The following is a 25,311-nucleotide window of genomic DNA, read 5'->3' on the forward strand; positions in this document are numbered from 1 at the left end:
ATGACTGAGGCAACCAGCAAGATCGCACTCGTGACCGGCGCCGGCACCGGCGTCGGACGCGCCGCGTCGCTCGCTTTGATGGACAAGGGCTACACCGTGGTGCTCGCCGGGCGCCGCATGGAGATGCTGGAAGAGACCGCCAAGCTCGGCCCCGCCGGCAAGAGCCTGTGCGTTTCGGCCGACATGGCCAATCCGGCCGCGATCGCAGCCCTGTTCGACAAGGTGAAGGCGACCTATGGCCGGCTCGACGTGCTGTTCAACAACGCCGGCATGGGCGCGCCGCCGGTGAACTTCGAGGATTTGCCGCTCGAGCAGTGGCAGGCGGTGGTCAACACCAACCTCACCGCGCCGTTCCTGTGCACCCAGCACGCCTTCCGCATCATGAAGGACCAGAAGCCGCGCGGCGGCCGCATCATCAACAACGGCTCGATCTCGGCGCATGCGCCGCGGCCGTTCTCGGCCGCCTACACCTCGACCAAGCACGCCATCACCGGCCTCACCAAGTCGTCCAACCTCGACGGCCGCATGTATGACATCGCGGTCGGCCAGGTCGATATCGGCAATGCCGCGACCCCGATGACCGACCGCATGGTCAACGGCCCCGGCGTGCTGCAGCCGGACGGCACCACCAAGCACGAGCCGCGCATGGACGCCAAGGCGGTCGGCGATGCCGTCGCCTACATGGCCGGCCTGCCGCTCGACGCCAACGTGTTGTTCATGACGGTCATGGCGACCAAGATGCCGTTCGTCGGCCGGGGCTGATCTTCTCCTCCCTGCTTGCGGCAGGACCCTCACGACGCCCGGCCGGGCTTGTCCCGGCCGGCCGGCGCCGGGGCACGCTGCCAAATTATCGAAAACAACCCCATGCAAAGGAGCCGGCAGCTGCCGGCGTTCGACACGGCAACTTGACACGTCGGGCAAATCAGCGATACTTTTCCATTATTCCGAAATCATGAAAAGCTTGCCCGGGGCTGATCTTCCCCTTCTCCCCGCGCGCGGGAGAACGTCGGGATGAGGGGGAGTCTCCACGAGGATGGTGAGAGACAAACGCGCGGAGAGTCCCCCTCACCCGGATTGCTGCGCAATCCGACCTCTCCCCGCAAGCGGGGCGAGGTAAGGGAAGCGCCCTACTCCAGCTTCTCGACGTCCCGCAGCGTCGGGAACAGCTTCATCCAGAGCAGCGCGACCGCGACCGTGGCGACGCCGCCGAGCACGGCCGACGGCACGGTGCCGAGCAGCGCCGCGGTGACGCCGCTCTCGAACTGGCCGAGTTGGTTTGACGCGTTGATGAACAGGAAGTTCACCGCGCCGACGCGGCCGCGCATCTCGTCGGGGGTGGCGAGCTGCACCAGCGAGAAGCGGATCACGACGCTGATCGTGTCCGCGGCGCCGAGCACCGCGAGCGCCAGCGCCGACAGCCACATCCAGTGCGACAGCGCGAACACCACCGTCGCAACGCCGAACACGATCACCGCCTGGAACATGCGCATGCCGACGCGGCGGTTGATGGTGTGCCGCGCCAGCACCATCGTCATCAAGAGCGCACCGACCGCGGGCGCAGCGCGCAGGATTCCGAGGCCGAGCGGACCGGCTTGCAGGATATCGCGCGCATAGATCGGCAGCAGCGCGGTGACGCCGCCGAACAGCACCGCGAACAGGTCGAGCGAGATGGTGCCGAGGATCGCCGGATTGCTGCGAACGAAGGTGACGCCGGCAAACAGGTCGTCCGACGACCCGCCGTTCTTCACCGACGCCTGCTGCAACCGGCCGATGCCGCCGGTGAGCAGCGCGCCGAACAGCCAGAACACCATCATGATGCCGTAGGGCGCGCTCGGCATCAGGGCATAGGCAAAGCCGCCGAGCGCGGGTCCGGTGATGGTCGCGACCTGCGCCGCGCCGCTCGATATCGCGGTCGCCCGCTGCAGCGAGCCTTGCGGCGCGATCAGCGGCAATAGCGCGGCGGTCGCCGGACTCTCGAACGCGCCGGCGATCCCGAGCACGAAGGTCGCGACGAAGATCTGGATCTCGGAGATGGTGCCGGCAAAAGTGCTTCCGGCAAGAAACAATGCGGTCAGCGCCTCCGCGATCTGGCAGGCCTGCACCACGCGCTTGCGCTCGAAGCGGTCGGCGGCGCGGCCGGCGACGAACACCAACAGCCCCGTCGGCAGGAACTGCACCAGTCCGACCATGCCGAGGTCGAACGCGCTGCCGGTCAGATCATAGATCTGCCAGCCGATCGCCACCGCGCCGATCTGGCTGGAGAAGCGCGACAGGCTGCGCGACGACAAGAAGAACAGGAACGGTCTGTGGCCGAGCAGATCGCGAGCGCCGGCCGGCGTGGCGGAGGACATGGATGATTGCGTGGCCGAGCGCCTGCAACTTGTCAATGGCAGGAGAGAGAACGCGCAACAGCATTGCGCTGCGCGAGGCTCCTGCCCATAATCCCGCGAGAGTTCTTGGGGGCGTGATGCTGCAGTTGCAATCGGCGTTCGGCGTGGTGGCGTTGCTCTTGATTGCCTGGGCGCTGAGCGAGAATCGCCTGAAGGTGTCGTTGCGCCAGGCGTCGATCGGGCTTGTCGTCACGATCGTCACGGCTCTGGTGCTGATCAAGGTGCCGCTGGTGACGCAGGCCTTCGGCGCGATCAATGACGCGGTCGGCACGATCGCGGCCGCGACGCGCGCCGGCACCGCCTTCGTGTTCGGCTATGTCGGCGGCGGCCCCGCGCCGTTCGATCCCAAGGCGCCCGGCTCGGATTTCATCCTCGCCTTCCAGGCGCTGCCGATCGTGCTGGTCATGAGCGTGCTGACGACGCTGTTGTTCTATTGGCGCGTGCTGCCGCCTGTCGTGCGCGGCATGGCCTGGATCCTGGAGCGCACACTCGGCGTCGGCGGCGCGGTCGGGCTCTCGACCGCGGCCAATATCTTTCTCGGCATGGTCGAAGCGCCGCTCTTCATCCGCCCCTATCTCGCACAGCTGACGCGCTCCGAATTGTTTCTGGTGATGACCGGCGGCATGGCCGGGATCGCCGGCACGGTGCTGGTGCTGTACGCCACGCTGCTGGCGCCGCTGATCCCGGATGCGGCCGCGCATTTCGTCATCGCCTCGGTGCTCGGCGCGCCGGCCGCTATTTTAGTGAGCCTGATCATGGTGCCGGAAACGTCCGGCAAGCGCACCGGCGGATCGCTCGACAATCCCGATATCCAGGTGTCGTCGACGATGGACGCCATCGTGAAGGGCACGGCAGCCGGGCTCGAGCTCTTGATGAACATCATCGCGATGCTGCTCGTGCTGGTCGCGCTGGTGTATCTGGCAAACGCGATCATCGGCCTGCTGCCGGAGATCGGCGGCGCGAAGATTTCGCTGCAGCGCCTGCTTGGTTACGTCATGGCGCCGGTGTGCTGGCTGATGGGCCTGCCCTGGCCGCAGGCGATCACGGCCGGAAGCCTGATGGGCACCAAGACCGTGCTGAACGAGTTGATCGCCTATGTCGACCTGTCGAAGCTCGGCCCCGACGCGCTCGATCCGCGCTCGCGGCTGATCATGCTCTACGCGATGTGCGGCTTTGCGAACTTCGCGAGCCTCGGCATCATGATCGGCGGCCTCGGCATCATGGCGCCCGAGCGGCGCGACGAGATCAACGCGCTCGGGCTGAAGTCGATCGTCTCGGGCACGCTGACGACCTGCCTGATGGGCGCGATCGTGGGGATGCTGACGCAGCCGTAGTCGCAGTAGCCCGGATGGAGCCAACGGGTCGCGCGATGACAGGCTCCGCGCAATCCGGGGCGGTGCTGACGCGGTGAAGCTCCCTGCCAAGCGGATCATTGTTGGGCCGGCCGACGGCGCGGGCGCACGTAGCCGCGCATTGAGCCGTCGCTTGCAATAACGCGATGACAGGGGATCGATGGGTCGTCATTCGTGCGCATTATGGCACCGACCGCGCGCGCAAGCCTTCGGATTGCCGGCTTTAGCAGCGACAGCTTTGTACGTCATGGCCTTCCCCTTTGGGATCTTGCGCACGATGTCGCGGACCTTATCTGAAAAGGTTTTCATAGATCGAGTGTAGCAGATTTCTCAGAGGGTTTTCGCCATTTTACTTGCGGTTGGACGAGCGCGTCGCGTTGGCACGGAAGATTCGACCGGACGTGCCGGTGTTTAGTTTCGAAGTGCGCGCCGCCGTCTTAACATTGCGGGGCAGCTATAGGCCCCTAGCGTCGTTTGCCGCGCAGTGCCGGCGTAGACGCAAACGGAGCATTGCGGACATCGACCGGCGGCTCCGCTCGATGCGATTCGACGTGAATGACCCGCTGTGGACATTGCCATACTTCTGAGGTGACTTTATCCGCTGACCCCCATAGTTCAGCCGAGGAGAATTGTCGGGTCTCGCGAGGACCGAAATGGATGTCAGAGTTCGCCTTAGCCGAAGCCAGATATGCTCTGAGCGGCGAGGTCAATATCGCCTGTCAAGTGATGGGTGAAGGACCTATCGACATCATCATGGTTCTTGGTGGGTTCTCGCGCGTCGATTTTCAGCACGAAACGTCCGGATATACGGCATTCTTGCAGCGGCTTTCAGCCTTCGCGCGTGTCACTACATTCGACAAAAGGGGCGACGGACTATCCGACCGGATTCCGATGCTCCTTCCCTTGAGCAACGCATGGACGACGTTCGCGCCATCATGGATACAACAATTGGCGCATCACAAGCGGTGATCATGGGGAATTCCGAAGGCAGCGCGATGAGCGCACTGTTTGTAGCCACCTATCCTGCGCGGGTATCGCGGCTGGTGATTTTCGGCGGCTTCCGGGTCGCGAGCAGTTGGCGAATGTGATCCAACACGGGGCGATAATTCAGCTTCTTCGCTGCCTGCGGGCCTTCCTCGCAAAGGTCACCCGCGAGCGCGAGGACCTTGCCGACCGTCGCGCCCAGCATTGTCTTCACAGTTGGGTAGTTGCTCCGTATCCACGCAGAAAGAGCAAACCCAGAGCCGGTGGGGCCGCCTACGTCGATCAGGGCGACTTCGATACAGTGTTTCCCGCCTTCGAGGCATTCACGTGCCTCATCGTGTTGAGTTGCTTCCATCACGCGATAGCCGCACTCACGAAGGTACTCCGCCAGCGGATGGCGCACGAGCACGTCCTGCTCGACGATCAATACAGTTGTTGCTTGCATGCTTACTACAGCGCCGGGCCGAGCATCTCCGCGATCAGCATCGCGATCTGCTTGGGATCGTAGGGCTTGCTGATGAACCTACCTACGCGGCTCGCTGCGCTCTCCAATTCTGTGCTTCCAGAGGCAACGAGGATAAGGAGCATCGGTTGCATGACGCGGACCTTCCCAGCCAACTCCAGACCATCAAGGGTTCCGGGCATCCGGATATCGGTTATCAGCGCGTCAATCCGCTCGCCTGATGAGATGTAGTCCATCGCGTCATCGGCGGTCCTCGCCTCAATAACCTCAAACCCCGCGCCTCGAAGCTGCTCAGCTACGTCAAATCGGATGAACCATTCGTCCTCCACGAACAAAACCCTGATCCGTTCGCTCTTTTGCTGCGCTTGGGGGACCATCGTTGGCTCCTCGGATGCTGGTCAGCCAACCTACAGAGGGGCACAACGTTCCAAGCCATTGAGTTCTTTTGCTAATTTGGCGTCGTGGCGGGAACATTCTCGGCCGACCGCCGACCTACAGCGGCGGTTGATGACTGCTTATGGCCCGTTGCGACAGCTCGTTATGCCCATCTCGTCGTTGCTCTGTTGACATCAGGGTTTCGTGGGCCATTGTTCCCGATTCCAATGTTTGCTTTGTTGATCGCCATGGGCACTGTTCGAGAAGTAAAAGGCGATTTTCCGCGGGCTGAGGGCGAAGCTGCCGCACTCATCCGGTCTTTCGACTGGTCCAGCACCAGCTTGGGACCAATCGTTGGGTGGCCAACGCACCTCAGGAGCGCGGGTGAGCCTTATGCTGCCGGCCAAAGCACAAATCGTGCTGTTTTGGGGAGCCGAATTTGTCGCTCTCTACAACGACGCCTATGCTCCTACGATAGGTCAGAAGCATCCAAAGGCACTTGGGCGACCAGCACGCGATAATTGGGCCGAGCTGTGGGACGATTTAGGACCGCTTCTCAGGCGCGTCCTCGACACCGGCGAAACAGTCTTCGCGAAGGACCGCCCCTTCTACATTGAGCGGCACGGCTACCCAGAGACAGTTTATTTCGACATCTCGTATTCTCCAGTTCAGAACGAGGCTGGCGAAACTGGCGGTGTACTCTGCATCGTTAGTGAGACGACCGAACGTGTAATTGCGCAAGAACGCCAACGGTTGCTCGCTCGGGAAGCAAACCATCGCGTAAAGAACATGTTTGCCGTTTTCCACGGCATCATAAGTCTGAGCGCTCGGTCAGCCAGAACTCCGCAAGAGATGGCTCAATCGTTACGAGGCCGTCTCGACGCTCTAATGCAGGCCAAGGACCTAATCCGTCCTGGAATCATGGGTACGGAGGCGCATAGCGAGCGAACGACGGTGGGAGACGTGGTGCGAACGGTCTTGCGGCCGTATGAAGATGACGCGTCCAGCGAACGCATCATGGTAAGAGGACCAACTGTCCCCGTGGGTGCTATGGCCGTTACAAGCCTCGCACTCGCGCTGCACGAAACCACTACGAATGCGGCCAAGTATGGGGCGTTGTCGGAACCAACCGGTTCAATAAACATCGCATGGGACACGCAAGGCGGGGACTTGCATCTTGAATGGGAGGAGACAGGCGGCCCAGTGATTGTTGCTGCGCCTTCGGCACAGGGTTTTGGGAGTGTGCTTGCGGAGCGCAGCATTGCCGCTCAACTGGGCGGCAAGGTGGAATATGATTGGTTACCGAGCGGGCTCAGGTTAAGGGTTTCGATTCCTTTGGATCGTCTTGCAGTCTGATTGCGGGGATAGTCTGTTTCGGGCTACTTGACGCCGCTCCTCCAATAGCGCCGACAGAATAACTGTTGGTGGTCTCATTCACTTTGGAACGTCGGCAGTTGGCCCATCGCGACATCTTGCGTTGCCGCACGAACTTGGTCGCTATCGGGGCAAAGCGGACGTAGAGTCACGCCGACGGTTTTATGGGTACACAGCCTAGAAAATCGTCATGCCCGGGCTTGACCCGGGCATCCATCGACCAAGGAGAATCTTGCGAAGCAAGCTGGATGGCCGGGTCAAGCCCGGCCACGACGAGTGCGTGAGCACTACGCCTTCAGCTCCACCGTCTTGAACTCGGCCGGCAGGATCACTTCCAGCAGTTCGACGTCGTCGGAATAGTCCAGGATCATGTGCCGGATGCGCGGCGGCTGGGTCCAGGCACTGCCTTGCTGCATCAGCGTCTCGCCCTCGCCTTCCATGTAGGTCTTCACCCAGCCCTTGAGCACATAGACCATCTGGAAGTCGACATCGTGGAAGTGCAGCTTCGACACTTCATCGGGATTGCACGGTCCCTGCAGCCGGATGACGTGCGCCTGGGCGAGACCATGCGACGCGGCTGATATGCCGAGGTCGCGGTACTTGGCGTAGGCGCGCAGCCCGTCGGCCTTGAAGTCCTCTTCGCGGTGATGGCTGATCGCCACGCGCTGCTTCGGCCGCGCCTTGGTCGCAGCTTTCGGCGCGCTCTTCTTGGCCGCCGAGACGCGGCCTTTCGACTTGATGGTCTTGCGCGCGGACGATTTCGCGGACGTCTTCTTGGCGCCTGCGCCAAGCCCCGACCATTTCTTCTTCACCGCGGTCTTGGCTGCCGATCTTGATGCCGTCTTCTTGGCCATTGTTTCGCCTCCCGTCTTTTTGTGACGGAGAGAGGCTAACACAAGTCGCGCGCCGCGAGGCGAGCAAAGGCGCAGAGCCGCGCCCTGCTACGTTTGCTGATCAATGCAGCCGGAACACGCCGTCGACGGCACGCAGCTCGGCCGGCTTAACCAGCTTGGAATGCGCCACCGTCACCGAAAACAGCGGGCCTTCGAGCTTCGCCTGCCAGAACGCGAGGAAATCCTGCAGCGCCGGAAATTTCGGAAACAGGTCGTAGTTCTGCCAGACATAGGTCTGCAGCAACGAGGGGTGATCCGGCATCCGATAGAGGATTTGCGCCGTCGTCAGCCCGTACCCCAGCAACTGCTTCCGGAAATCGTCGGAAACAACCCCACCAACTCGCGAGACCATGCCAACCTCCTGTGACGGAGCGCATTCACATGGTGGCCGACCTCCCCCGCCGGACCACCGGCAATGGATGCGCTCACATGAGAGAAATGTGACGCACGCGACTAACCCATCTCAAGCCTAAATGTTTAATAGGTTGTTGAAATTTCTTGCGTTGGCAGCAGCTTACCGCATCTGCTAATAGCCCCGGCAACCCCTCTTGGGCGGCATTAAGGATGCCGAAATGATCTCGGCATCCTCTTGGCAGGCGGCACTCACGAGTGCCAATTTTTCTGCTAGAGGCACTTGCCCGCCGCCAAGGCTTGGCCTATCTCCTGCCCAACCAGTCTGGCACTCGCTGGACTGGACTGCTAACTCTCCAAAAATCTACAGCATCTACAAATGTTTAGGAGGACTGCATGAAATTCCGTCCGCTTCACGACCGCGTCGTGGTCAAGCGTATCGACGCCGAAGAGAAGACTGCTGGCGGCATCATCATTCCGGACAGTGCCAAGGAAAAGCCCTCCCAGGGCGAAGTCATCGCCGTTGGCCCGGGCGGCCGCGATGAAGCTGGCAAGCTGATCCCGATCGACGTCAAGGTCGGCGACCGCGTTCTGTTCGGCAAGTGGTCGGGCACCGAGGTCAAGATCGACGGCGAAGACCTGCTGATCATGAAGGAAAGCGACATCATGGGCGTGCTCGACGTCCCCGCTTCCAAGAAGAAGGCGGCCTAAGCGCCTCCCTCCCTCCCAGGTTAAATCTCTCAAGGAAAAACTCAGATGGCAGCTAAAGAAGTCAAATTCTCCGTCGAGGCGCGCGACAAGATGCTGCGCGGCGTCGACGTTCTCGCCAACGCGGTGAAGGTCACCCTCGGTCCGAAGGGCCGCAACGTGGTGCTCGAGAAGTCGTTCGGCGCTCCCCGCATCACCAAGGACGGCGTCACCGTCGCCAAGGAGATCGAGCTCGACGACAAGTTCGAGAACATGGGCGCCCAGATGGTGCGCGAAGTCGCCTCCAAGTCCGCTGACGCGGCCGGCGACGGCACCACCACGGCGACCGTGCTCGCCCAGGCGATCGTGAAGGAAGGCGCCAAGTCGGTCGCCGCCGGCATGAACCCGATGGATCTGAAGCGCGGTATCGACCTCGCGGTCGAAGCCGTCGTTGCGGACCTCCAGAAGAACTCGAAGAAGGTCACCTCGAACGAGGAGATCGCCCAGGTCGGCACCATTTCGGCCAACGGCGATGCCGAGATCGGCAAGTTCCTCGCCGACGCCATGAAGAAGGTCGGCAACGAGGGCGTGATCACGGTCGAGGAAGCCAAGTCGCTCGAGACCGAGCTCGACGTCGTCGAGGGCATGCAGTTCGACCGCGGCTACATCTCGCCCTACTTCGTCACCAACGCCGACAAGATGCGCGTTGAGATGGACGACGCCTACATCCTGATCAACGAGAAGAAGCTCTCCTCGCTGAACGAGCTGCTGCCGCTGCTCGAGGCCGTGGTGCAGACCGGCAAGCCGCTGGTCATCGTCGCCGAGGACGTCGAAGGCGAAGCTCTCGCCACTCTCGTCGTCAACCGCCTGCGTGGCGGCCTGAAGGTCGCGGCCGTCAAGGCTCCGGGCTTCGGCGATCGCCGCAAGGCCATGCTGCAGGACATCGCGATCCTGACCGGCGGCCAGGCCATCTCGGAAGACCTCGGCATCAAGCTCGAGAACGTCACGCTGCAGATGCTCGGTCGCGCCAAGAAGGTGATGATCGACAAGGAGAACACCACGATCGTCAACGGCGCCGGCAAGAAGGCCGACATCGACGCCCGCGTTGCCCAGATCAAGGCGCAGATCGAGGAAACCACCTCGGACTACGACCGTGAGAAGCTGCAGGAGCGTCTCGCCAAGCTCGCAGGCGGCGTCGCGGTGATCCGAGTCGGCGGCGCGACCGAAGTCGAGGTGAAGGAGCGCAAGGATCGCGTTGATGACGCGATGCATGCGACCCGTGCGGCTGTCGAGGAAGGCATCGTCCCGGGCGGCGGCGTCGCCCTGCTCCGTGCCTCCGAGCAGCTCAAGGGCCTGCGCACTAAGAACGACGACCAGAAGACCGGCGTCGAGATCGTGCGCAAGGCGCTGTCGGCTCCCGCTCGCCAGATCGCGATCAACGCCGGTGAAGACGGTTCGGTCATCGTCGGCAAGATCCTGGAGAACAAGACCTACAACTACGGCTTCGACTCCCAGACCGGCGACTATGCCGACCTCGTCAAGAAGGGCATCATCGACCCGACCAAGGTCGTGCGCACCGCGATCCAGAACGCTGCCTCGGTTGCCGCGCTCCTGATCACCACGGAAGCGATGGTTGCCGAACTGCCGAAGAAGAACGCCGGCGGCCCCGCGATGCCTCCGGGCGGCGGCATGGGCGGCATGGACTTCTAAGCGACGAAGTCGTCCCGGACGCGGTGCAGCGCGAAGCGGTGCACCGCAGAGCCGGGATCTCGCTCAACGACAACGAAACGCAAAACCCCGGCAGCGATGCCGGGGTTTTTGTTTGGGGCAGGCTCGCCGGGCGACTTACCGCAGCGCGGCCAATGCGAATACTTCCACAACCTCGCGCTGATGCAGGCGCCTCACACTGCTCACGGCATGCAGGTTATGCACAACACTCTCCGTAAACATACGTTGGTCTGAGTTGACAATCTCAAAAAAAATTTCGTGCGAGAGTCGCAAACCGAACCGACAGCGTCATCTTCGTCCCCCACAGTAGCTTCGGGACAAGATCGAAGTTCACTCCAACAATCTGTATTGAGCACGGAGCGTCAGCTCCCGTGACGCGGGCAAGCGTTGCGGAGAATGCTTTCACTTGCGAGGGAGGCAGTGCAGTGAGCGAAAGCGACAAGGTTTTCAGCCGAGCCGCCTGAAGAAGCGGCGTTGAAGTCACATCGAGGATTCGTTCAAGGAGGGACCTGGCCGGTTGGAAGAAGCCCAGTGACGAGAGCATGCAGCCCCCACTGCCCGATGCTCCGTCAACCGCCGCAGGTGCGCGATGCCCCCCCAACTACCCCGCGCACCGATCAGGCCAATCCAACCGGCCGGACTATTCTGCAAGGCAACAGGCAAAAAGCAAAAGGCAATATGGGAGGGAGGCGCTCATGGGCATGGTGATGGTCAGATGTCCGCAAACCGGGCACGCGATTTCCACCGGAATCAAGACCGATCGCGAGAGCTTTCGACGCAGTACCGTGTTCTTCTCGCGCACGCCCTGTCCATTTTGCCGCGCGGATCACGCCTGGTTTGCGCGGGACGCCTGGGTCGACGAGCCGAGCATCCGCGTGCGGCGACGCCGCGGCGGCGGTTCACCGGCCTAAAAGTGGCCACCACTTTTGACGACCGCGATGGAGGGACACCATGGCGCAGGTACAGATCTCGACCGAAACGTCTGCCTGGCTGCTGCAGGCCAAGGACTTTCTCGATGAAGCACGACGGCTGAAGCCCGGTCCGAAGCGCAATGAGTTGCGCGAGACCGCAAAGGTGCTGCGTGAGATTGCGGAGCTCGAAAGGGTATCCTCCCCGACACGGGAGCTTGATCGGCGGCCGGGAAGCTGATCGCAGCAGGGAACGCGCTCACACGGCGTCGTCAGCCTCGATTTCCGGGATACCCGGATCGTTAGCCGGCGCCATTCCTCGCGTTCGAACCCTGTCGCCCGAGAAGATCTCCTCGGCCTCGATACGCATGACGCGATGGCATTCGCACGCCGCCGCCAATAGCCGCGCCCGGTCGATCTCGATCTGGCCTCGTTGATCTGACCTGATCGCACCGCGCTTGCGCAGATTGCCCATCAGCAAGGTCACCGTCGTTCGTCGCACGCCGAGGATTTGCGACAGCGCTTGCTGGGTCAGCGGGAGGACGTCGCTGTCGACGCGGTCGCGAAGCTGAAGCAGCCAGCGCGCCATCCGCGCCTCGACCGGGTGGAGCGCATTGCAAGCGGAGCCGAGCTGAAACTGGATCAGCATCGATCTGACGTGCTTCTGGATTGCCTGCCGAATCCCCGGACTGCGCCCGAAAGCGGCGTGAAAGCGCGCCGCCGGAACCCGCGAGGCGGTACCAGCCGCACGAACGACGGCGGTAATGCCTGACGGCGAAGCTCCGAGAACCGAAAGACTGCCCACGGCCCCTTCGCATCCGACCACGCCGGTTGCGACCGTCTGCCCATCCGCCATGTCGATCATCAACAGGATCGCGCCGCTGTGAGGAAAGAAGACGTAGTCGATCTCGTCACCGGCGCGCGCCAGGACTGCATCCTGTTCGAGCGCAACGGTCTCAAGTTCGGGTCTCAGGAGGTCCAGATCCGCCGGCGACAATGTCGCGAGAAGGCGATTACAAGTTCCACCGGAAATGCTCACCTGCGGGAACGTCAAGGGTCGCACAGCATACTCACTCAAACACGGATCAAAAACATATTCCAAACGTTTGACCGCAAGGCGGAATTCTCCGCAGCGGCGTCCTTAAAGTTAGATGCAAATGCGCCGCCGGACGCAATAGCAAAATGCGCATCGTCGCACCGTAGAACTTCGGGAACCCAACAGTTCCAGTTTCGCATCGCTCGCGCCGCGCGCGACATCCGAACCTGCTCTTTCACTATCTGCGCGGGCGCAGGAAGGTGGCGGACGCGGTGTGACCGCTCGCTGCGGCACCCGTCAAGAGGCGCGCGAGTGGCGGTCCGGCCACCGACGCGCCTGCGCGAGCAGTTCCTGCGCGTCCTTGATCTCGGCAAGGTCGAGCGCCGGATCGAAACCGGCGAGCACCGGCGCCAGCAATTGCGATATCTCCTCTGCCCGGCCGCTGCGGCTGTAAAGACGTGCAAGTCCCAGCGCGCTGCGCAGCTCGAACGTCCTGGTCTGCTGCCTTCGAGCAATCTCGAGGGCACGGCGGAAGGCATCCTCGGCGCCGGACATGTCGGGGCTGTGACGATGCGACAGCAGCCCAGCCTGCACGCGGTAGAGTTCGGCATCCAGCCAGTGCTGCCCGGACTGCTCCGTCGCCTCGATCAACTCATTGATGATGTCGAGCCCGGCATCGACATGCCCGGCCTCCGCATTCGCCACGGCAATCTGCAATCCCCAGAACGGTTCACAGAGATAGCAGTCGTTCTCGTGAAGCAACGACCAGCCACGCTGCATCTCCGCGAGACCTGCGGCGCGGTCGCCGGCACGCCACTTCTCCAGACCATTGAGATATGTTCCGGCGGCGACATACAACGGCATCGTGTGATCGCGCGCCAGGCCGAGGGCCAGGATCGTGTCGGTCTGGCGCAATCTGTTGCCGCACAGCCCGTCGAAGACGGCCTTGTGAACCAGCGCATTGGCGCGCGCGAGCGCCCGCTGCTTCCCGGCGACGTCCATCGCGGCGCCCGCGAGCTGCCGGGCCCGATCGATCTCGCCACGCGGCCAAAGCACCAGGGCGAGAAATCTCATGATGACGAACGGCAAGTCGAGCGTCGACGCCTTGAAGGTTGCCGGATCCGGCTCGGTCGCATAGGCCGCGAAGGCCTGCTCGAGATGGATGCCCGCGTTCAGGTACTCGCCCGCGAACCAGCAGGTTACCCCGCTGGTCCAGCGCGCGACGATGGTCGCCACCGGCGACTGCGGGTGCCGCTCCGCTGCGCCCATGATCGCCTCCGCTAACTCCCGCATCGGCGCGAGCTCGCCGTGGGTCAAGCAGGCGTTGAAGAGGCCCGACTGGATCGGCGCCATTTCGATCGGATCATCGATATCGGAGGCGAACTGCCGGGCGCGGGTCCAGGCGGCGACCGTCTCGGGGGCGCTGTGCCCGAGACTGCCCCGCAGCGCGCGGCCGTAGGCGATTTGCAGATGGAGCCGGCCGATCATCCGATCCGGCTCGTCGGGCAGTTCATCGGCGATGGCGACCGCCTTGCCGAGATGCGCGATCGCCTCGCAATAGGCCGAGCGCTTCAGCGCCTGCTGACCGGCCTTGCGCCACCACGCCAGCGCGGTCTCGCCGAGCCCAGCCTCGGTGAAATGGTAGGCGACGACTTCCGGCTCGATCTCGGCCATCTCGGCAAACTTGTCGCGCAACACATCGCCAATATGCTTGTGAAGCAATTGCCGGCGGCTCTTGAGCAAGCTCTCGTAAGCCGCTTCCTGGACCAGCGCGTGCTTGAAGCTGTAGCTCGCGTCCGGCGGCACGCCCCGGCGCAGCAGCAGCTCGGCCTCTTCGAGCTGGGCAAGCGCCGCGGCAAGCGTCAGATCGTCGCGCCCTGCCACGCTGCGCAGCAGCGCATATGAGAACTCACGGCCGATCGCGGCACCGATCTGCGCCACCTCCTTGACCGGCGCCAGCCGGTCGAGCCGTGCCATCAGCGAGTCCTGCAGCGTTGCCGGGATCGCCAGCGGCGGCAGCGGATTGTCGAGGCGATAGCGCCCGGCATTCTCGACCAGCAGCCCCGACTCCATGACCATCTTGGTCAGCTCCTCGACGAACAGCGGGACACCGTCCGTCCGCTCGACGATCTGCGCCATCATCTCGCCGGGCAGCAACCGGCCGACGGTCACCTGCTCGATCAGCGCGCGCGTATCCTGCCGGTCGAGCCGATCGAGCCGCAGCAGGCTGACATTGGCGAGCCCCGCCCATGGCGGCTCGAACTCCGGCCTGAACGTCATGAGCATCAGGATCGGCAGCCCCCTGATCCGGTCGACCGCGAGGTCGAGCAGCTCGAGCGACGTGGCATCGGCCCAATGCACGTCTTCGCAGACGACAAGCACCGGCTGCTGCCGGGCGAGGCCCTCGAGCTGGTCGAGCAGCGCTGCGAATGTCTGCCGCCGCTGCTGCGCCGGGCTGAGGCCGAGCGGCGGATAGCGCTCGCCGGTCGGGATCGACAGCAGCGCTGCGATCAGCGGTGTCACGGTGGGCACGTGCTGCGTGCCGAGCGCCAGCATGGCTTCGAGCTTGTCCAGCTTCTGCTCCGGCGCATCTTCCGACCTGATGCCGGCGGCACGCTCGAGCTGGCCGACAAAGGGGTGCAGCGCGCTGTTGGTGTGATAGGGCGAGCATTGATACCGCACACGGCGGTGTGTTCCGGGCGCCAGGCTGTCGGAGAGCATCGCCACGATGCGCGATTTGCCGATACCCGCTTCGCCCGATATCAGCACGGCCTGGCCCTGGCCCTGCCACGCCAGTTGCTGGCGCGACAGCGCAAATTCGATCTCCGCCTTGCGGCCGACGAAGCCGATCGAGCGCGCGGTGCGCACCGCCTCGAAACGGCTTTCCGATGCCGGCTCGCCTTCGACGGCCCACACCGCGATCGGCTCGGAGATGCCCTTGACCTCGCGGCGGCCGAGGTTGCGCAGCGTGAACAAATTGCCGAGCAGCCGGCGGGTCGAGGCCGCCACGACGACCACGCCCGGCTCCGCCAGGCTTTGCAGCCGCGCGGCGATGTTCGGCGCATCGCCGACCAGCGCCTGCTCCTCCGACGCGCCGCCGGAGACGAGGTCGCCGACCACGACAAGCCCGCTCGCGATTGCGATCCGTACCGCAACGCCCTCTTCCGCGCGGGTCTCGAGCTTGCCGATTGCAGCGATGACATCGAGGCCGGCGCGCACCGCGCGCTCCGCATCATCCTCGTGGGCACGGGGATAGCCGAAATAAGCAAGGATCCCATCGCCGATAAATCTGGCAACGGCGCCGTCATATGTCGTGATCACCTGCGCACAGGCCGCGCGATAGGCGCGGATCACCTCCCACATGTCCTCGGGATCGAGACGTGCCGACAATGCCGTCGAGCCGACCAGGTCGCAGAACATCACGGTGAGGTGGCGGCGCTCGGCATCGTGCGGTGAAACCGGCGCGGCGATCAGCTCGGCATGATTGAGATCGGCGATCGCGCGCAGCATCTTGCGGCGATGGCCGAGCAGGACGCCGAGCCTGTCGAAGTCTTCATCCGTCAACTCGGGAAGAACGCCGAGGTCGATCCCGTTCTCGGCAAAACGCAGCGCGTATTGCCCAAGTCCCAGCTTCTCGAGCCATTCCGCAATCTGCTGCACTGGCTTCACCGACGGGTTGACGGCTGGCCGAATGGACCACGGCGCATGAACGTTATCGCAATCTGACCGGAGTAGCACCTTTGTTTTGCGGCGTGGCGCGGGACATGCGAACTGTGCCGTGGCGGTGCCCCGTTACAGCCGTCTGCACGCTAACATTCGTACGGGTGCCGGCGGTCCGTCCCGGCGAAGAAAATCGAAGGGCCGCCCGTGGGCGGCCCTTCTGTCTTAGGCGCTCTCGGGCGCCTTGAGACGCACGAGCTTGGTCAGCAGCGCATCGAGGCCCTGGCCCTCGCCCGCATGCAGGTCGATGCGGCCGACCTTCTCGACCAGACGCTCGAGCGACTCCAGCTCCTTGAGCCGGAGCAGCAGAGGGTTCTCCTCCATCAGCCTGGCGGTGTTCAGGAGCGAACGCGTCGCCGCGGTCTCCTCCTGGCGGCGGATCAGGTTGGCCTTCGCCACCCGCTCCGCCTCCACCACCTTGTTGACCAGCTCGCGGATCTCGCCGGGCAGGATCACGTCCTTCACGCCGAGCTCGGTGACCTCGACGCCGCTGTCCGCGACACGATCGCGGACGAAGTCGCGAAGCTCCGTATCGAGCGCCGTCTTCGCAGACAGCACCTCGTCCAGCGTGCGGCCGGCCACCGCCTCGCGGATCGCGAACTGCACCAGGCGGTACAGCCACGCATCCACGTCGGGCACCGTTGCCACGACCCGCTCGGGATCGCCGATCCGGCGGAACGCGGTCAGCGTTACGCGCAGCGCGATGCGATCCTTGGTCAGCATCTCCTGCGCCGTGATCTCGACCGCCTGGGGACGCAGATCGAGGCGCTTGACCTCGATCTTGCGGCCCGCGATCCAGAACGCGTGCCGACCGGGCGCGAGCCGCTCGACCAGCTTGCCCTCGACCGTGAGCAGACCGGCCTCGTGGTTCTCGACCACCGCCTCGGTGATGACGCCGGCCCGGTTGGGCTGGATCATCGCGAGGTGGCGTGCCGTGACCCTGGGATCGCTGGTGACGTCGATGCGCTCGACCTCGACCGACGTCGCGATCTTCCAGTACACGCGCGTCTGCCAGGGCGTCATCAGTTGCACGGGACGGCCGTCGAGGCTGACGATCGCGATCTCGTTCGCGCGGGTTTCCACCGCCTCGAACAGCTCGTCGGCGAGATCAGGCCGCGCGGCCTTGATCACCGCGAAGCGATCCGCGGGGAATTCGGTCCGCACGACGCTGAACAGCTCGGCCTTGAGCTGATGCAGGGGATCGAACAGGCGGTGACGTCCGGGCGCGAGCACCTGCTCGAGCCGGCCGTTGCGCGTCAGCAACGCGCGCTCGCCATCCTTCACCGTCAAATTGGTCGTCAAGAAGTGCCAGGTCATGACACGCCTCCATCGTTTGCCATCAGGCCCATGGGCCTGAGAGCGGGTTGCATTTGGCAAAGGACGTGAGGACGCGAACGCGGCTTCCTGTCAGCCAAGCGGGCCGTGGCTTAAGGCTTGCGCGATGACGGGCGCACGCGCGCGTTCGCGCGACGAATGTCGCGCGGCCGAGCGAAGCCACCCGGCATCAGCGCAAGCGGTATCCACCGCGGCGCAAAGCCGGTCTCACAGTGTCGATGTTCGGACGAAATGCCTTGCGGCAGGACGGCCGGACTGCGACTGAAGCGCGCGTCCGGTCCCCTTCAGAGGTATCAGCTTTACAGGCTGAAACGGAGCGCTTGGAGCGGGAATCGAACCCGCGACCCGATGAGTATCATTCACCTGCTCTAACCAACTGAGCTATCCTTTGTGAGAGACCGGATTCGAACCGATGCCTTCGGGATTTCATCCCCGACGCTCGACCATGAGCTTCATCTCGCGATCTTCATTTCGGCGGAACACGACACCGCAAAGCGGCTCGCGCCAGTCGGGATCTCAACGAGCCCGAACCCGTGGCCGAAGCGAAGGAGCGGGCTAATAGACGAAGCACGTCCGGGTTGCAAGAGGGCTGCGTGTGATTTTTTCATGACGGGGCGCTGCTGTGACCCACGCGTCGCGGCACGTCCCGTCATTGCGAGGGCACCTCACCCCCTCTGCGCGGCATCCTGGAAGCAGGCGCGCAGCCAGTCGATGGTGACACGCGTCGCCGCATCGCGCTTGAGATGGTTTTGCACCAGGAGCCAGACGTCGCGTCGCTTCGGCAGCAGCGTGGCGCGCAGACGGCGGTCGGTCAGCAGGTCGGCACAGCTGTGCTCCGGCAACACGCCGACCGCGTGATGCGACTGAATCAGCGTGTGGATGATCCGGACATTGTCGGTGACGCAGCGCGCGCGAAGTCGCTTCGTGCGCAGGAACTGCATTTCCGGAATCCCTCCAAGCTCGTCGGGATAGGCGCACAGCATCGCTTCGCCCGCTGTCGTCGCGGCCGGCTCGAAGAAATACGACCTGACCTCGGCAAGCTTCGAGATCGCAAAGTCGCCCTTGTCCGGCTTGCGCAAGCGGATCGCGAGATCGGCCTCCCAGCGCGAGAATTTTACATTGTCGCTCGACGTCAGAAACTGCAGCGTCAGGCCCGGATGGGCGCGCAGGAATTCACTTGTGCGCGGCGCCAGCACCTCCTCGGCGATCGCACTGGTGGAGGCGATGCGCAGCCGCCCGACCGGACCAGGCAGGCTTTCGCCGATCCGGCCGATCTCCTCGGCATGCGCGGCCATCGCCTCAATATGCGCGAGCACCATGTCGCACTGCCGGGTCGGCTTGCGGACGCCATCGACGGCCTCGAACAGGCGCAGGCCGAGCGCGCGCTCGATCCGCGCCAGCCTGCGCCCGACCGTGGTCTCGTCGATGCGCAGCCGCGCGCTGGCGCCCGCGTAAGTGCCCTCATCCCTGACGGCCGCGATGATGCGAAGATCGTCCCAGTTCATGGCGGCAGGCTACATCCTGCGGCGGCCACCTGCAATAACGCAGCCACCGGCTGCAATATCCCTGCATAACAGCAGGCCGATCCCGGGCTATGTTTTCGGCGATACATCCGCTGGAGAACGACCATGACGTCAGCCAAGACATTGATGCAGCTTGCCGGTATCGACCTCACCCCGCCCCGCCTCGGCGACAGCTGCCTGGTGCTGATCGATATCCAGAACGAATATCTGGCAGGTCCCTTGGCGCTGCCCGACGCCAACCCGGCGATTGCGCGCGCCGCCAATTTGCTCGCGCGCGCCCGGGAAAGCGGCGCCGCGATCATCCACATCGCGCACAAGGGCCAGCCGGGCAGCCTGTTCGACCGCAGCGCGGAGCGTGGCGCGATCGTCGCGCCGCTGGCGCCGCGGCCGGGCGAGATCGTGATCGAGAAGCAATTGCCGAACGCGTTCGCCGGCACCGACCTCAACGCGCAGCTTGCCGCGACCGGCCGCAAGGAGCTGGTGCTGGCCGGCTTCATGACGCATATGTGCGTGAGCTCGACGGCCCGCGCCGCGCTCGATCTCGGCTTCCGCACCACGATCGACGCCGACAGCTGCGCCACCCGCGACCTGCCCGACGGCGTCGGCGGCACGATTGCCGCAAGGCTGATTCACGACGTCGCGCTCGCCGAACTGTCCGACCGCTTCGCGATCATCGCCCGCGGCAACGCGCTTGCCTGAGGGCCGCCCCGCTCTGCGTTGTGCTACTGAAACGCGACCTCGGCGAAGCTGCGCAGCTTGCGCGAATGCAGGCGTTCGGATTCCTGCTGCTTGAGCCGCTCCAGCGCCTTGAGACCGATCTCAAGGTGCTGGCCGACGCGCTGACGGTAGAATTCGCTGGCCATGCCTGCGAGCTTGATCTCGCCGTGCAACGGCTTGTCGGAGACGCACAGCAGCGTGCCGTAGGGTACGCGGAAGCGGTAGCCGTTGGCGGCGATCGCCGCCGATTCCATGTCGAGCGCGACCGCGCGCGACTGCGACATGCGCCGGATTACCTGCGGCCCGCTGATCTCCCAGTTGCGGTTGTCGACGCTGGCGACCGTGCCGGTGCGCATCAGCCGCTTGAGCTCGAAGCCGGTGAGCCCGGTCACCTCGCCGACGGCTTCCTCAAGCGCGACCTGCATCTCCGCAAGCGCCGGGATCGGCACCCAGAGCGGCAGCTCGTGATCGAGCACGTGGTCCTCGCGCACATAGCCATGGGCGAGCACATAATCGCCGAGCCGCTGCGTGTTGCGCAGTCCGGCGCAGTGCCCGATCATCAGCCAGGCATGCGGCCGCAGCACCGCGACGTGATCGGTGATGTTGCGCGCATTGGACGGACCGATTCCGATATTGATCAGGGTAATGCCGCGATAGCCGGGCCGGACCAGATGAAAGGCCGGCATCTGCGGGACGCGTTCGGACGGGGTCCCGGTGATGCCGCCGCCGAGCCGCGCATTGTGCGTCATCACATTGCCGGGCGCGACGAAGGCCTCGAGACCGGCCTCGCCCGACGCAAGGCGCTGCTGGGAAAGCTGCACGAAGGCATCGACATAGAACTGGTAGTTCGTGAAGATCACGAAATTCTGGAAGTGCTCCGGGTCGGTGCCGGTGTAGTGGTAGAGCCGGCGCAGCGAGTAATCGACCCGCGCCGCGCGGAACAGCGCCAGCGGCTCCGGCACGCCCGGCGTCAGCTCAAAGGTCCCGTCGGCGATCGCATCGTCCATCGCGGCGAGATCGGGCGTATCGAAGATGTCGCGCAGCGACCTTGTGAACGCCGAACTGTCGGCGATGGTCAGCGCCGCCTCGATATTGATGTCGCGGCGGTAGGCGAAATGGATCGGGATAGATTCGTTCGACTCGCCGATCTCGACCGCCACGCCATGGTTCTTGATCAGGAGCCCGATCTGCTCGGTGAGATAGGTCCGGAAGATATCGGGGCGCGTGATGCTGGTCTCGTGGACGCCGGGTCCTGCGACGAAGCCGTAGGCAAGCCGCGAGTCGAGCCGCGCGTGCGACGAGGTCGTGATGCGGACAAACGGGTAATGTGCCCGCACCCGCGTCGTGATAACAGCGCCGTTGACATAGGCCTCAAAGCGATTGCGCAGGAATTCAGTGTTGCGCACGTAGATCTCTTCGAGGCGGGCAACGGCCGCGGCGGCATCGACGAACGCTTCGGTCGTGATCGGCGGCGGGGTTTCGATGGAGGGTGTAGGAGACATGTTCGCTTGCACCAGATCCGTTGCCGAGCTTGGACTCGCCCTGGATCAGCACAATATAGCGACTATGGCATCGGGTTCCAGACGTCGATCAGGCCGCAGCGGTGGGCCGCTGCCCGCTCTGACTACTGAATCCGCGCGAGCACCGCGAGACGGCGGATGCCCTTGTTACGGTAGGCGTCGAGGAACGCGTAATAATCCTTGAACGAGACGCAGCCGTTGGAGTCGCCGTTCGGACCGAGCATGAAGGTGTGCGCGAGCAGGCCGTCGCGGTTGAAGATCTTGCCCTCGCCGCCGATCGGATTGAGCCGCAGTGCCGGCACGCCGTGGAACAGCGCCTCGCGCGGCTTGAGTTCGTAAATGTGCGGTGGCGTCACGCCGACCATCTTCAGATGCGAGGACCTGGGGTCGTCGAGCCTGGAGCCGAGGCCCGAATGCGCCTCGAGGCGCGTGCCATCGGGCAGGTACACGGTCTTGGCCGAGATGTCGTAGACTGCGGTCTGACGGTCATAGGGCGGCGAGCCGCCGAGCATCGGGTTCTGGTCCAACGTCGAGGGGATGCTGCCGGTCACGTTCGCGTCGGCTGAAGCGAAGGAGAGCAGTCCGCCGCTCGACTCCCGCTTGCCCCACAGTTTTTCGACCATGGTCTGCCGGTCGTTCGATGCGATCGACATCACCGCGGCCTTGGCGCGCGCGGCCATGTCGCGAACGCCGCCGGATTTCGCAGCCTGCTTGGCCTCGGCAGGCTTCGCCTCGGACGCCTTATCGGCCCCCTTGGGCTGAACGTCCGCAGCGGGATCGTTGAGCGCCACCTTCAGATTGGCGGCGGCCTGCTTCTTGGCGGTCTCGACCGACTTCGGCGCCGGCAACGCCTTCGATGTCTCGGCAAGCTCCGCGGAGGCGACCGCCCTCGCCGCTTCGGCGACCTTGGGCGCAGCGGCCTGCTTGATCGGGTCGATCTGCGATGCAGCGTCAGCCACGACGCTGGATGCGACGCCCTCGGGCGAGGCGGCCGCAAACCGATCGTTAAACATAAGCGACGATGCCGGGGCTTCCGACTTCGCGACCTCGGTCTTCGCGGGCGCCGCCGGTGCTGGCGTCAGGGACGCGAACACCTCGTTGAAGGCAGGCGTCGGCCGCGCAGCGACCGCGACGGGCCGCTTCACCACCGGCGCATCGAACGACGCACTACCCACCGACGGATAGACGCTCGCCGCAAAAATGTTGGCGTAGACGGTCCAGGCGCAGCCAAGCACCAGCCCCGCCACCGCGGCGCTGCCGAGGAAATGCTGTGGGAGAATTTTTCGGGAGGATTTCTTGCGGCTTGGCGCCCCAAGAACATACGCACTCGCACTCGTACCCATACGCCCGGCGCTCAAAACAGGTCCACCTTTGTCCCTCACTCGACGCGGGGTCGAACGGGTGTTCGGCTCAACGTCGCGCGGGGGCACAGACGGCCATTAAGGCGACTTTTAGTTAAATGCGACTTAACCGGATGCGATCCCCTGCAGCGCGGGAAGTGCCTGTGGCGTAGGGCTTTTTTAAGATGACATTGGACCGCCAAAGCGGCTTTTCTGTCCCATCATGGGACATTCCGGTATGCCGCTCCAGCGCGGCATACCGGAATATATTCAGGGGAGAATTTCCTTGCCGATCGCCCCGTAATCGCGCGGGGATCGAGCAAAAACCATCTCTCAGTAGCTGAGCTTCGGATACCAGTCCTGCCGCGTCCTTCAGGCGTCGTGTCGAGCAAGGTCCACAGCGGATCCATATCCGGCGCGCCGCGCGGGTCCTGGCCGGGGTCCATCGTGCCCGCCCCCATTTCGCCGGCCCAGAAATGACGGATCGTGCCGTTGTGGCGTGTGAAGACATTGTAGCCCGGCAGGTCGCTGTCATCCTTGTTGACATAGTCGCGCGTGTAATCGCCCGATGCATCCGAGTAGATCCTGTGACGCGTCCAGCCGCGCGCCTTCTTCGCCTCGATCAGGCGTGCGATCGGCGAGCGCGCCACGAACACGAACGACACGCGCTGCTCGATATCGGGCAGCTTCTCCTCCCACGTGCCCATGAACGACGTGCACATCGGACACGGCTTCTCGCGCTGCGGGCCGTACATGTAGCTGTAGATGATGAGGGTCGGCTTGCCGCCGAACAGATCGGCGAGCGATGCCGCACCGGCCTCTCCGATGAACTCATAGGACTTGGTCACCTCGCCGCCCGGCGGCAATGCGCGGCGCAGCGCGGCGACGCGCTCGATATGCCGGCGCAGTTCGATCTCTTCGACGAGCAATTCCTGGCGGGCGCTGCGATACTCGGCGCTTTCATTGGGAAAGCGCCTGACATTGGTCGTGGCGAGTTCGGCAGCAGGCTTGAGGGCGGAACTGGTCATGGTTGGAACCTCGCGTGGTTGACGGGCTGTCTGGAAGACGACCCGGACCCGGACGATCCGACACTCAACGGCGAGGATTTATTGCAGTTCCGGCGGCGGGGAACGGTCGAGGATCTCGCCCTTTGCGCCTTCCAGCAGGTCGAGCGCGTAGGTCTCGATGGTCAGCGGCCCCCGCATGCGCTTGGCTTCGGCCACCGTTTCGATATGGGCGAAATTGTCGCGCAGCGAGGCCGGCATCGCCTGCTCGACCTCGTGCACATAGAGCAGCTTGCCAGCCAGTTGCGCCGGGCTCGGCTCTTGCATGTTGACCCAGCGAATGCGCTGGCCCTGCTGGGCGACGCAGGTGCCCTTGGGGAGATAGAAGGCGAGCCAGCCCGTGGTGCCGTAATCCGCCGCCAGCACGCAGCTCGCGCCGGTCCGCACGCGGGTCGCCTCGATCTCGTCCGCAAGCTCCTGCCAGCCGACACCGACGCTGCGCACGGTGGCGTCGCGGCGGTAGCCCGAGAGCAAACCGGTGTTGGCCTGCACGATCAGCAGCGCGAACAGCACGACGCCGACGGGCGCGGCCCAGCGGCGGCAGAAATCGACCGTGCGCTGCTCGCGCGGCGCCCACTGCACCTGGACTGCCGCGACCGCGGCCGCTACGGCAAAGGCGGGATAGACCGGCGCGAACCAGTTGGCCTCGACCCGTGCATGCAATGCGTGCCAGGTGAAGTAGACGACGATGGTCCAGAACATCGTGTTGACCAGCACGCGCGCCTCCAGCGCGCCGGCGCGGCGCCGATAGAGCGCGTAGAGGCCCATCACGCCGAGGATGAAGACCAATGGCGTTGCGAACGCAAACTGGGTCGGGATCAGCTCGGCGATGTAGGTCGGCCGGAAATCCTCGATCCGCGCGCGGCCCATCTGCTTGATGAACGACACCCAGTGATGGTCGGCATTCCAGCGGATGACCGGGCTGAACAGGCCGAGGGCGACCAGGCCGCCGAGATAGAGCCAGGGCGACAGAAACCAGCGCCGCAGCTTCGGCACCATCGCAAGCCAGATCAGGATCGCCGGACCAAAGAACAGCGCCGAGTATTTCGATAGCAGCGCCGCGCCGGCGCTGGCGCCGACCGCAAGCCACCATTCGCCGCGACCGCTCTCCAGCACCTTTGCGAGCGCGTACAGCAGCAGGCTGGCAGCGACCAGCAGCGGCGCATCCGGCGTCACGATCAGCGTGCCGACGGCGGCCATCAGCGTCACATTGAGCAGGATCGTTGCGCTCGCGGCGATGCGCCGGCCGCCGAACAGGATCTCGGCGGCCCGGTAGATCGCCCAGCTCATCGGCAGTGCGAGCAGGATCGACACCAGCCGCACGCCGAACGGCGTATCGCCCGCGATCATGGTGCCGAGCCGGATCACCACCGCCACCATCGGCGGATGGTCGTAATAGCCGCCGGCGAGCGACTTCGACCACATCCAGTAATAGGCTTCGTCGAAAGTCAGCGGCGTCCATGCCGCGGCGGCCAGCCGCAACACGACCAGCGCGCACACCGCAAGCGCGGTGTTTCGGGCCAGCCGCGCCTCGCTCGCGTTCATGCCGCC

Annotated in this window: 23 protein-coding genes, 2 tRNA genes and 1 pseudogene; 9 read left to right on the top strand and 17 right to left on the bottom strand. The window is 64.3% G+C overall.

Annotation, left to right across the window (positions count from 1 at the left end):
- On the top strand, nt 1-762 hold the full coding sequence (locus tag ACVMIH_RS13200) for an SDR family oxidoreductase (protein ID WP_016846385.1): 762 nt from the start codon (nt 1-3) through the stop codon (nt 760-762).
- Nucleotides 763-1,127: 365 nt separating this feature from the next.
- On the opposite strand, the gene ACVMIH_RS13205 is transcribed toward ACVMIH_RS13200, so the two are convergent.
- The gene (locus tag ACVMIH_RS13205; protein ID WP_456862115.1) at nt 1,128-2,351 is read right to left on the bottom strand and encodes an MFS transporter; all 1,224 of its coding nucleotides are present in this window, start codon (nt 2,349-2,351) and stop codon (nt 1,128-1,130) included.
- A gap of 116 nt (nt 2,352-2,467) precedes the next feature.
- On the opposite strand from ACVMIH_RS13205, the gene ACVMIH_RS13210 reads away from it, so the two are divergent.
- Nucleotides 2,468-3,724, top strand: a complete 1,257-nt coding sequence (locus tag ACVMIH_RS13210; protein ID WP_456862117.1) for a NupC/NupG family nucleoside CNT transporter — start codon at nt 2,468-2,470, stop codon at nt 3,722-3,724.
- A 95-nt stretch (nt 3,725-3,819) separates the two neighbouring features.
- Here ACVMIH_RS13210 and ACVMIH_RS13215 read toward each other — a convergent pair whose 3' ends face one another.
- Complete coding sequence (locus ACVMIH_RS13215) at nt 3,820-3,978, bottom strand: MGMT family protein (RefSeq protein WP_456866468.1); 159 nt, start codon at nt 3,976-3,978, stop codon at nt 3,820-3,822.
- Nucleotides 3,911-4,051 carry an MGMT family protein gene (locus ACVMIH_RS13220; RefSeq protein ID WP_456862119.1) on the bottom strand — a complete coding sequence of 47 codons (141 nt, stop codon included), beginning with the start codon at nt 4,049-4,051 and terminating at the stop codon, nt 3,911-3,913. The genes ACVMIH_RS13215 and ACVMIH_RS13220 overlap by 68 nt, the downstream gene beginning before the upstream one ends.
- Before the next feature lie 348 nt (nt 4,052-4,399).
- On the opposite strand from ACVMIH_RS13220, the gene ACVMIH_RS13225 reads away from it, so the two are divergent.
- Entirely contained in the window at nt 4,400-4,711 is a 312-nt protein-coding gene (locus tag ACVMIH_RS13225; protein WP_456814566.1) for a hypothetical protein, read from the top strand.
- Nucleotides 4,712-4,760: 49 nt separating this feature from the next.
- Here the strand turns inward: ACVMIH_RS13225 and ACVMIH_RS13230 are convergent, their stop codons facing one another.
- Nucleotides 4,761-5,171: a response regulator gene (locus ACVMIH_RS13230; protein WP_168858046.1), complete on the bottom strand. Its 411-nt coding sequence runs from the start codon at nt 5,169-5,171 to the stop codon at nt 4,761-4,763.
- A 5-nt stretch (nt 5,172-5,176) separates the two neighbouring features.
- A complete protein-coding gene (locus ACVMIH_RS13235; RefSeq protein ID WP_057019106.1) occupies nt 5,177-5,566 on the bottom strand; it encodes a response regulator in 390 nt (129 codons plus the stop codon).
- A 391-nt stretch (nt 5,567-5,957) separates the two neighbouring features.
- Between ACVMIH_RS13235 and ACVMIH_RS13240 the strand changes: the two genes are divergently transcribed.
- Nucleotides 5,958-6,920, top strand: coding sequence for an HWE histidine kinase domain-containing protein (locus tag ACVMIH_RS13240; RefSeq protein WP_246786681.1), 963 nt, complete (start codon nt 5,958-5,960; stop codon nt 6,918-6,920).
- Between the two features lie 305 nt (nt 6,921-7,225).
- Here the strand turns inward: ACVMIH_RS13240 and ACVMIH_RS13245 are convergent, their stop codons facing one another.
- On the bottom strand, nt 7,226-7,792 hold the full coding sequence (locus ACVMIH_RS13245) for a cupin domain-containing protein (protein ID WP_057019108.1): 567 nt from the start codon (nt 7,790-7,792) through the stop codon (nt 7,226-7,228).
- Between the two features lie 100 nt (nt 7,793-7,892).
- The gene (locus ACVMIH_RS13250) at nt 7,893-8,183 is read right to left on the bottom strand and encodes an usg protein (RefSeq protein WP_026192965.1); all 291 of its coding nucleotides are present in this window, start codon (nt 8,181-8,183) and stop codon (nt 7,893-7,895) included.
- Between the two features lie 395 nt (nt 8,184-8,578).
- On the opposite strand from ACVMIH_RS13250, the gene groES reads away from it, so the two are divergent.
- From groES to ACVMIH_RS13270, 4 genes are all read left to right on the top strand, one after another.
- Nucleotides 8,579-8,893 (top strand): co-chaperone GroES, encoded by a 315-nt coding sequence (gene groES / locus ACVMIH_RS13255; RefSeq protein ID WP_021077770.1) that lies wholly within the window; start codon nt 8,579-8,581, stop codon nt 8,891-8,893.
- Nucleotides 8,894-8,938: 45 nt separating this feature from the next.
- Nucleotides 8,939-10,579, top strand: coding sequence for a chaperonin GroEL (gene groL / locus ACVMIH_RS13260; RefSeq protein WP_076830236.1), 1,641 nt, complete (start codon nt 8,939-8,941; stop codon nt 10,577-10,579).
- 713 nt (nt 10,580-11,292) lie between these two features.
- Complete coding sequence (locus ACVMIH_RS13265) at nt 11,293-11,508, top strand: hypothetical protein (protein ID WP_028352345.1); 216 nt, start codon at nt 11,293-11,295, stop codon at nt 11,506-11,508.
- Nucleotides 11,509-11,548: 40 nt separating this feature from the next.
- Nucleotides 11,549-11,746, top strand: coding sequence for a hypothetical protein (locus tag ACVMIH_RS13270; protein WP_057018449.1), 198 nt, complete (start codon nt 11,549-11,551; stop codon nt 11,744-11,746).
- Nucleotides 11,747-11,764: 18 nt separating this feature from the next.
- Here the strand turns inward: ACVMIH_RS13270 and ACVMIH_RS13275 are convergent, their stop codons facing one another.
- The 6 genes from ACVMIH_RS13275 to ACVMIH_RS13300 all read right to left on the bottom strand — a co-directional run bounded on the left by ACVMIH_RS13275 (nt 11,765) and on the right by ACVMIH_RS13300 (nt 19,101).
- Nucleotides 11,765-12,559 (bottom strand): Crp/Fnr family transcriptional regulator, encoded by a 795-nt coding sequence (locus ACVMIH_RS13275; RefSeq protein WP_229193328.1) that lies wholly within the window; start codon nt 12,557-12,559, stop codon nt 11,765-11,767.
- A gap of 279 nt (nt 12,560-12,838) precedes the next feature.
- Entirely contained in the window at nt 12,839-16,201 is a 3,363-nt protein-coding gene (locus ACVMIH_RS13280; RefSeq protein WP_456862121.1) for an adenylate/guanylate cyclase domain-containing protein, read from the bottom strand.
- 225 nt (nt 16,202-16,426) lie between these two features.
- On the bottom strand, nt 16,427-17,578 hold the full coding sequence (locus tag ACVMIH_RS13285) for a slipin family protein (RefSeq protein ID WP_168858044.1): 1,152 nt from the start codon (nt 17,576-17,578) through the stop codon (nt 16,427-16,429).
- A 338-nt stretch (nt 17,579-17,916) separates the two neighbouring features.
- Nucleotides 17,917-17,983 (bottom strand) — tRNA-Ile (locus tag ACVMIH_RS13290).
- A 2-nt stretch (nt 17,984-17,985) separates the two neighbouring features.
- Nucleotides 17,986-18,057 (bottom strand) — tRNA-Phe (locus ACVMIH_RS13295).
- A 204-nt stretch (nt 18,058-18,261) separates the two neighbouring features.
- Nucleotides 18,262-19,101 carry a LysR family transcriptional regulator gene (locus ACVMIH_RS13300; RefSeq protein WP_057018447.1) on the bottom strand — a complete coding sequence of 280 codons (840 nt, stop codon included), beginning with the start codon at nt 19,099-19,101 and terminating at the stop codon, nt 18,262-18,264.
- A gap of 123 nt (nt 19,102-19,224) precedes the next feature.
- Between ACVMIH_RS13300 and ACVMIH_RS13305 the strand changes: the two genes are divergently transcribed.
- Nucleotides 19,225-19,818 carry a cysteine hydrolase family protein gene (locus ACVMIH_RS13305; RefSeq protein WP_168858043.1) on the top strand — a complete coding sequence of 198 codons (594 nt, stop codon included), beginning with the start codon at nt 19,225-19,227 and terminating at the stop codon, nt 19,816-19,818.
- 23 nt (nt 19,819-19,841) lie between these two features.
- On the opposite strand, the gene ACVMIH_RS13310 is transcribed toward ACVMIH_RS13305, so the two are convergent.
- The 4 genes and pseudogenes from ACVMIH_RS13310 to ACVMIH_RS13325 form a co-directional block, all read right to left on the bottom strand.
- On the bottom strand, nt 19,842-21,338 hold the full coding sequence (locus ACVMIH_RS13310; protein ID WP_168858042.1) for an AMP nucleosidase: 1,497 nt from the start codon (nt 21,336-21,338) through the stop codon (nt 19,842-19,844).
- Nucleotides 21,339-21,460: 122 nt separating this feature from the next.
- Nucleotides 21,461-22,603, bottom strand: a complete 1,143-nt coding sequence (locus ACVMIH_RS13315; protein WP_430641164.1) for a DUF2778 domain-containing protein — start codon at nt 22,601-22,603, stop codon at nt 21,461-21,463.
- Nucleotides 22,604-23,029: 426 nt separating this feature from the next.
- Nucleotides 23,030-23,724 (bottom strand): annotated as a pseudogene (locus ACVMIH_RS13320) (DUF899 family protein).
- Between the two features lie 78 nt (nt 23,725-23,802).
- The gene (locus ACVMIH_RS13325) at nt 23,803-25,305 is read right to left on the bottom strand and encodes a glycosyltransferase family 39 protein (protein WP_456862124.1); all 1,503 of its coding nucleotides are present in this window, start codon (nt 25,303-25,305) and stop codon (nt 23,803-23,805) included.
- Nucleotides 25,306-25,311 lie beyond the last annotated feature (6 nt).

The organism is Bradyrhizobium sp. USDA 4503 (assembly GCF_054055815.1).

Coding starts and splice junctions, on each gene's coding strand:
- ACVMIH_RS13245 (WP_057019108.1), bottom strand. CDS start 7,792: ATGGCCAAGAAGACGGCATCAAGATCGGCAGCCAAGACCGCGGTGAAG.
- ACVMIH_RS13300 (WP_057018447.1), bottom strand. CDS start 19,101: ATGAACTGGGACGATCTTCGCATCATCGCGGCCGTCAGGGATGAGGGC.
- ACVMIH_RS13270 (WP_057018449.1), top strand. CDS start 11,549: ATGGCGCAGGTACAGATCTCGACCGAAACGTCTGCCTGGCTGCTGCAG.
- ACVMIH_RS13310 (WP_168858042.1), bottom strand. CDS start 21,338: ATGTCTCCTACACCCTCCATCGAAACCCCGCCGCCGATCACGACCGAA.
- groL (WP_076830236.1), top strand. CDS start 8,939: ATGGCAGCTAAAGAAGTCAAATTCTCCGTCGAGGCGCGCGACAAGATG.
- ACVMIH_RS13325 (WP_456862124.1), bottom strand. CDS start 25,305: ATGAACGCGAGCGAGGCGCGGCTGGCCCGAAACACCGCGCTTGCGGTG.
- ACVMIH_RS13205 (WP_456862115.1), bottom strand. CDS start 2,351: ATGTCCTCCGCCACGCCGGCCGGCGCTCGCGATCTGCTCGGCCACAGA.
- ACVMIH_RS13240 (WP_246786681.1), top strand. CDS start 5,958: ATGCTGCCGGCCAAAGCACAAATCGTGCTGTTTTGGGGAGCCGAATTT.
- groES (WP_021077770.1), top strand. CDS start 8,579: ATGAAATTCCGTCCGCTTCACGACCGCGTCGTGGTCAAGCGTATCGAC.
- ACVMIH_RS13305 (WP_168858043.1), top strand. CDS start 19,225: ATGACGTCAGCCAAGACATTGATGCAGCTTGCCGGTATCGACCTCACC.
- ACVMIH_RS13210 (WP_456862117.1), top strand. CDS start 2,468: ATGCTGCAGTTGCAATCGGCGTTCGGCGTGGTGGCGTTGCTCTTGATT.
- ACVMIH_RS13285 (WP_168858044.1), bottom strand. CDS start 17,578: ATGACCTGGCACTTCTTGACGACCAATTTGACGGTGAAGGATGGCGAG.
- ACVMIH_RS13230 (WP_168858046.1), bottom strand. CDS start 5,171: ATGCAAGCAACAACTGTATTGATCGTCGAGCAGGACGTGCTCGTGCGC.
- ACVMIH_RS13200 (WP_016846385.1), top strand. CDS start 1: ATGACTGAGGCAACCAGCAAGATCGCACTCGTGACCGGCGCCGGCACC.
- ACVMIH_RS13220 (WP_456862119.1), bottom strand. CDS start 4,051: ATGAAAACCTTTTCAGATAAGGTCCGCGACATCGTGCGCAAGATCCCA.
- ACVMIH_RS13235 (WP_057019106.1), bottom strand. CDS start 5,566: ATGGTCCCCCAAGCGCAGCAAAAGAGCGAACGGATCAGGGTTTTGTTC.
- ACVMIH_RS13225 (WP_456814566.1), top strand. CDS start 4,400: ATGTCAGAGTTCGCCTTAGCCGAAGCCAGATATGCTCTGAGCGGCGAG.
- ACVMIH_RS13265 (WP_028352345.1), top strand. CDS start 11,293: ATGGGCATGGTGATGGTCAGATGTCCGCAAACCGGGCACGCGATTTCC.
- ACVMIH_RS13250 (WP_026192965.1), bottom strand. CDS start 8,183: ATGGTCTCGCGAGTTGGTGGGGTTGTTTCCGACGATTTCCGGAAGCAG.